The organism is Streptomyces sp. WM6372 (genome assembly GCF_001279655.1).
In the GTDB taxonomy this organism is placed as follows: Bacteria; Actinomycetota; Actinomycetes; order Streptomycetales; family Streptomycetaceae; genus Streptomyces.
Window position 1 is genome coordinate 1 of sequence record NZ_LGDB01000044.1, and the last position, 5,524, is coordinate 5,524.

Genomic DNA, 5,524 nt, shown 5'->3' on the forward strand with positions numbered 1-5,524 from the left:
GCGCCGCCCCGCCGCGCCGCCCCGCCGCGCCGCGCCGCCCCGCCGTGCCCCCCTGCGGACGGGGCGCCGCGCGGCGGAACCCCGCGCACCCCGCGCGCCGGAACCCCGCGCGCCGGGCCTCGGAGGGCGAAACCCGCGGGCCGGGCCCGGGCCGCGGCGGTGGCACGCTGGCGGCATGGATCCGCACCTCCTCCGTACCTTCGTCACCGTCGCCCGGCTGTCCTCCTTCTCCGGCGCCGCCCGCGAGCTCGGCTACACCCAGTCCGCCGTGTCCCAGCACATCGCCGCCCTCGAAGGCGACCTGCGGGCCGAGCTCCTCACCCGGCGGCCCGTCGGGCCGACCCCGGCCGGGGTGCGGCTGCTGGAACACGCCGGGCCGCTGCTGCTGCGGCTCGACGCGGCCCGGGCCGACGTGCTGCGGCTGGCCGCCGCGCCGCCCGGGCGGGTCACCGTCGCCGCGTCCCCGCTCTCCGTCGGGCCCCGGCTGCTCGCCGCGCTGCCCGCCACCGGGGTCGCGCTGCGGGTGCTGCCCCCCGCCGAGGTGCCCGCCGCCGTCGCCACCGGCGGCTGCGACCTCGGGCTGGTCGACGGCCTCGCCGCGCCCAGCGACCCGCTCCGGCTGCCCGACGTGGCCCCGCTCACCGTCACCGGCGTCGGCGAGGACGGGCTCGCCGTCCTGCTCCCGGCCGGGCACCCCTGCGCCGGCCGGGCCTCGCTCCGGCTCGACGACCTCGCCGACGCCCGCTGGATCGACGCCCCCGGCGTGGGGCCGGTGCCCGCCGCCGTCCGCACGGGCCCGGCCCTGCGCTACGACGGCACCGACCTGCACGCCCTGTGCGCCCTCGCCGCCGCCGGGCACGGCCTGGTCCTGCTGCCGCGCCGGGTGGCGCAGGCCGCCGGGGCCGGCGTCGCCGTACCGCTCCGCGACCCGCGCCTGGTGCACCGTACGGAACTCCTCGCCCCCGGCACCCCGACCCCGGCCGCCACCGCCCTCGCCGCCCGGCTCACCGCGTCCGGGTAACCACTCGCGCGCGCCCCGGGGCGGCGGGAGGATCGCCCCATGGACTTCGAACGCGACCCCGACCTCGAACCCGATCCGTTCACGCACGCCGACTACGCCGCCCGGATGGCCGCCGCCGCCCAGAGCGCGGCCGATGCCGGCCTGGCCGGCCTGCTCATCGCCCCCGGGCCCGATCTCGCCCACCTCACCGGTTACCGGCCCGTCGACACCGAGCGGCTGACCCTGCTCGTCCTCGCCGCGGGGCAGGAGCCCGTACTCGTCGTGCCCGCGCTGGAGGCCCCCGACGCCGCCGAGGCCCCCGGAGCGCCCGCGCTGACCCTGCGCGACTGGACCGACGGGAAGAACCCGTACGGCGTCACCGCGCCGCTCCTCGACGCCGGCGGCCGCTTCGGGGTCAGCGACAACACCTGGGCGCTGCATCTGCTGGGCCTCCAGCGGGAGTTGCCGGCCACCTCGTACGCCCCCCTCACCGACGTCCTGCCGATGCTCCGCGCGGTCAAGGACCAGCGGGAGCTGGAGCGGCTCGCGGCGGCCGGCGCGGCTGCCGACGCCGCGTACGCCCAGATCCTCAAGGTCCCGTTCGCCTGCCGGCGGGAGACCGACATCGCCGCCGACCTGGCCGCGCTGCTGCGCGAACACGGGCACTCCCAGGTGGACTTCACGGTCGTGGGCTCCGGCCCCAACGGAGCCAACCCGCACCACGAGGCGGGCGAACGGACCATCGCGCACGGCGACATGGTGGTCCTCGACTTCGGCGGGCTCAAGCACGGCTACGGCTCCGACATCTCCCGCACCGTGCACGTCGGCGAGCCGAGCGCCGAGGAGCAGCGCGTCCACGACATCGTCCGCGAGGCCCAGCAGGCCGCCTCGGCGGCCGTCCGCCCCGGCATCGCCTGCCAGGACGTGGACCGGGCGGCCCGCGCGGTGATCACCGAGTTCGGCTACGGCGACCGGTTCATCCACCGCACGGGGCACGGCATCGGCGTGACCACCCACGAGCCCCCGTACATGGTCGAGGGCGAGGAGCGGCCGCTGGTCCCCGGGATGTGCTTCTCCGTGGAGCCGGGCATCTACCTGCCCGGCCGCTTCGGGGTGCGCATCGAGGACATCGTGACGGTCACCGACGCCGGCGGCCGCAGCCTCAACAACGCCCCGCGCGAGCTGGCCGTCGTCGAGTGAGGGCCCGAGCGGTCACACGTCCCCGGCGATGACCAGACGGTAGCCGTAGTCCACGCTCTCCTGCTCCAGCAGGCGGGCGTGGCGCCGGTGCCAGGCCCCGGAGGCCAGGTCGGCGCGCAGCCGTTCCATCGCCGGTTCCACCACGGAGGCGGGCAGCGTGGCGAAGGTCGAGCTGGCCGCCCGTACGACCGGGTCGAGGTACGCCTCCGGCCGGCGCCAGTGGGCGGTCTGGAACCCGTCCGTGAAGTCGTGCGGGACCGGGAAGGGGACCACGGTGTGGGCGTCCAGCGCCTCCGCGACCTCGGCCAGGGGGGTGAACCGGGAGTGGTCCACCTGCCGGATCTCCGGCAGGTACTCGTCGACCACCCACAGCTCGGGCCGGTGTTCGGGGTCCCAGGTGAAGACGGCCTGCCGGCGCGAGACCCGGCGCAACTCGGAGAGCCCGCGGTGCGGATCGGTCCAGTGGTGCACGGTGAGGACGGCCATGGCGGCGTCGAAGGCACCGTCCTCGAAGGGCAGTTCCTCCGCGCCGGCCTTGACCTTCCGGGGGCCGGGATGCTGGTCGAGCATGACCTGGGACGGGTCGACGGCGGTGACCTCGGCGTCCTGCGGCTCGTACGACCCGGTGCCCGCACCGACGTTGACGACGGTGCGGGCACCGCCCAGCGCCTGCCGGATCAGGGCGGCCAGCCGGGGGTCGGGCCGCCGTACGTTCTTGTAGCCGATCCCTATGCGGTCGTAAACCGCCGCCGGCGCAGGCCCGTTGTGTTCTTCCCGTGTCTGTTCCATGGGGGAAAGCTACGGCCCCAGCAGTACCGCCGACTCCGCGGGGACGTGTACGCGGCCGTCCGGTCCCGGGTGCCCGACCGGGTCCCAGGCCGCCAGGACCCGGACCCCGTTGCGGCCCAGGGCGATCGTCACCGGCTCGGGGGACAGGTTCACCGCCACCCGTACGTCGCCCCGCCGGAACGTCACCCAGCGGCGCTCCTCGTCGTACGCCACGCGCACCGCCGCCAGGTCCGGATCGCGCAGGTCCGGGTGGGTGCGCCGGAGCCTGATCAGGGTCCGGTACCAGGCCAGCATCCGGTCGTGCGGGGCGGCCTCCGGCTCCGCCCAGTCCAGACAGGAGCGGTCCCGGGTGGCCGGGTCCTGCGGGTCCGGGATCTCCTCGGCCTTCCAGCCGTGCGCCGCGAACTCCCGGCGCCGGCCGGTGCGTACGGCCTCGGCGAGTTCCGGGTCCCCGTGGTCGGTGAAGTACTGCCACGGCGTGCCCGCGGCCCACTCCTCGCCCATGAACAGCATCGGCACGAACGGCCCGGTCAGCGCCAGCGCCGCACCGCAGGCCAGCAGCCCGGGGGAGAGCGAGGCCGCGAGCCGGTCGCCGAGCGCCCGGTTGCCGATCTGGTCGTGGGTCTGCGTGTAGCCGAGGAAGCGGTGCGCGGCGGTCCGGCGCCGGTCCACCGGGCGGCCGTGGCTGCGGCCCCGGAACGAGGACCAGGTCCCGTCGTGGAAGAACGCCCGGGTCATGGTCTTGGCCAGCGCGGCGAGCGGCGCCTCGGCGAAATCGGCGTAGTACGCCTGGGACTCGCCGGTCAGCGCACAGTGCAGGGCGTGGTGGAAGTCGTCGTTCCACTGCGCGTGCAGGCCCAGGCCCCCGGCCCCGCGCGGGGTCGTGGTGCGCGGATCGCACCGGTCGGACTCGGCGATCAGGAACAGCGGGCGGCCGGACTCGGCGGCGAGCTCGTCGACGGCCGCGGACAGCTCCTCCAGGAAGGTCAGCGCCCGCCCGTCGGCGAGCGCGTGCACGGCGTCCAGCCGGAGCCCGTCGATCCGGTAGTCCCGCAGCCAGGCGAGGGCGCTGCCCAGCAGGTACGCGCGCACCTCGTCGGAGCCGGCCGCGTCCAGGTTGACCGCCGCGCCCCAGGGGGTGTGGTGGGTGTCCGTGAAGTACGGGCCGAAGGCCGGGAGGTGGTTGCCGGAGGGGCCCAGGTGGTTGTGGACCACGTCCAGCACCACCCCGAGCCCGGCCGCGTGCGCGGCGTCCACGAACCGGGCCAGCCCGGCCGGGCCGCCGTACGGCTCGTGCACCGCCCACGGCGCGACCCCGTCGTATCCCCAGCCGTTCCGGCCGGGGAAGGGGCAGACCGGCATCAGTTCCACGTGCGTGACCCCGAGCGCGGTGAGGTGCCCGAGGCGGGCGGCGGCCGCGTCGAAGGTCCCCTCGGGGGTGAAGGTGCCGATGTGCAGCTCGTACAGGACCGCGTCCTGGAGCCGCGTACCGGGCGCCGGTGCCTGCGGGGCGAGCGGCTCGAAATCGACCACCGCCGAGAGGCCGTCGGGCCCGTCCGGCAGCCGCCGCCCGCGCGGGTCGGGCCGTACGATCTCCTCCCCGGGCGCCACGCCCAGCAGGAACCCGTACCGGTCCCCGTCGGCGGCCGGGGCCTCGGCGGTCCACCAGCCCGACCGGTCCGGATCGCGTGCCATTTCGTACGTCGCCTCGCGGAGCCGCAGCGCGACCCGGTCTGTCAGCGGTGCCCACACCTCGAACTGCACGGACGGTTCCCCTCGTCTGCGGCGGTACCCGGAACGTGTGCCGCGTCCATCATCGCGCGGACGGCCGGAGGAGTTCTGGACACTCCGGCCCTGACGGGCTGACAATCACCCTGTGACGTCGAGTTTCGAGTTCCCCGCCTTCCCGGTACCGCGCCTGTCCGACGCGGAGCGCGACCGGGTGCTGGAGCAGCTCCGCGAGGGTGCCGCCCTCGGGAAGCTGTCCCACGACACGTTCCTGCGCCGTATGGAACTCGTCCTCGTCGCCCGCCGCTCGGAGGACCTCGCGGTCCTCACCGCCGACCTCGGCAGCCGCGGCGGCGGCGAAGGCCCGTGGACCCGGCGCGTCTTCGCCTGGGTGGGCCGGGCCTCGGCCGTGTCCGCCGGGGTCCGGCGGGCCTGGAACGCCGAGCGGCTGCCGAAGCTGCTGCTGCCGCACCCGAGCGCCCGGTCCCTGCGGATCGGGCGCGACCCCGGGAACGGGCTGCGGCTCACCGACGAGACGGTCTCCCGGGTGCACGCCGAGCTCGGGTTGCGCGACGGGGTGTGGGTGCTCACGGACCTCGGCTCCTCCAACGGCACCACGGTCAACGGCCGCCGGGTGACCGGCTCGGTGGCGGTCCGGGACGGGGACCAGATCGGCTTCGGCCGGATGAACTTCCGGCTCTCCTCCAGCTAGGTCCTGTCGTCAAAGTGATCTTGGGTTGTGGATCATGGTGTCGTGATACGTCGCCATGAACTGTCCGATGCCGAGTGGGAACTCGTGCAACCGCT

5 protein-coding genes are annotated in these 5,524 nt (G+C 75.7%); 3 read left to right on the forward strand and 2 right to left on the reverse strand.

What is annotated here, in order from left to right; genetic code table 11:
- The first annotated feature begins 175 nt into the window (after positions 1-175).
- Both ADK52_RS05850 and ADK52_RS05855 read left to right on the forward strand, forming a co-directional pair.
- Positions 176-1,021 (forward strand): LysR family transcriptional regulator, encoded by an 846-nt coding sequence (locus ADK52_RS05850; RefSeq protein ID WP_053688706.1) that lies wholly within the window; start codon positions 176-178, stop codon positions 1,019-1,021.
- Between the two features lie 39 nt (positions 1,022-1,060).
- Positions 1,061-2,200, forward strand: a complete 1,140-nt coding sequence (locus tag ADK52_RS05855) for a M24 family metallopeptidase (RefSeq protein WP_053688707.1) — start codon at positions 1,061-1,063, stop codon at positions 2,198-2,200.
- 12 nt (positions 2,201-2,212) lie between these two features.
- Here ADK52_RS05855 and ADK52_RS05860 read toward each other — a convergent pair whose 3' ends face one another.
- Together ADK52_RS05860 and treZ are read right to left on the reverse strand one after the other, a co-directional pair.
- Positions 2,213-2,989 carry a class I SAM-dependent methyltransferase gene (locus tag ADK52_RS05860; RefSeq protein WP_053688708.1) on the reverse strand — a complete coding sequence of 259 codons (777 nt, stop codon included), beginning with the start codon at positions 2,987-2,989 and terminating at the stop codon, positions 2,213-2,215.
- A 9-nt stretch (positions 2,990-2,998) separates the two neighbouring features.
- A complete protein-coding gene (gene treZ / locus ADK52_RS05865; protein WP_053688709.1) occupies positions 2,999-4,753 on the reverse strand; it encodes a malto-oligosyltrehalose trehalohydrolase in 1,755 nt (584 codons plus the stop codon).
- Between the two features lie 112 nt (positions 4,754-4,865).
- Between treZ and ADK52_RS05870 the strand changes: the two genes are divergently transcribed.
- A complete protein-coding gene (locus ADK52_RS05870; protein WP_053688710.1) occupies positions 4,866-5,429 on the forward strand; it encodes a DUF1707 and FHA domain-containing protein in 564 nt (187 codons plus the stop codon).
- The last annotated feature ends 95 nt before the right edge of the window (positions 5,430-5,524 follow it).

What these genes read in the sequence shown, in the direction of transcription:
- ADK52_RS05850 (WP_053688706.1), top strand. Translation starts at nt 176, where the DNA reads ATGGATCCGCACCTCCTCCGTACCTTCGTCACCGTCGCCCGGCTGTCC.
- ADK52_RS05855 (WP_053688707.1), top strand. Translation starts at nt 1,061, where the DNA reads ATGGACTTCGAACGCGACCCCGACCTCGAACCCGATCCGTTCACGCAC.
- ADK52_RS05860 (WP_053688708.1), bottom strand. Translation starts at nt 2,989, where the DNA reads ATGGAACAGACACGGGAAGAACACAACGGGCCTGCGCCGGCGGCGGTT.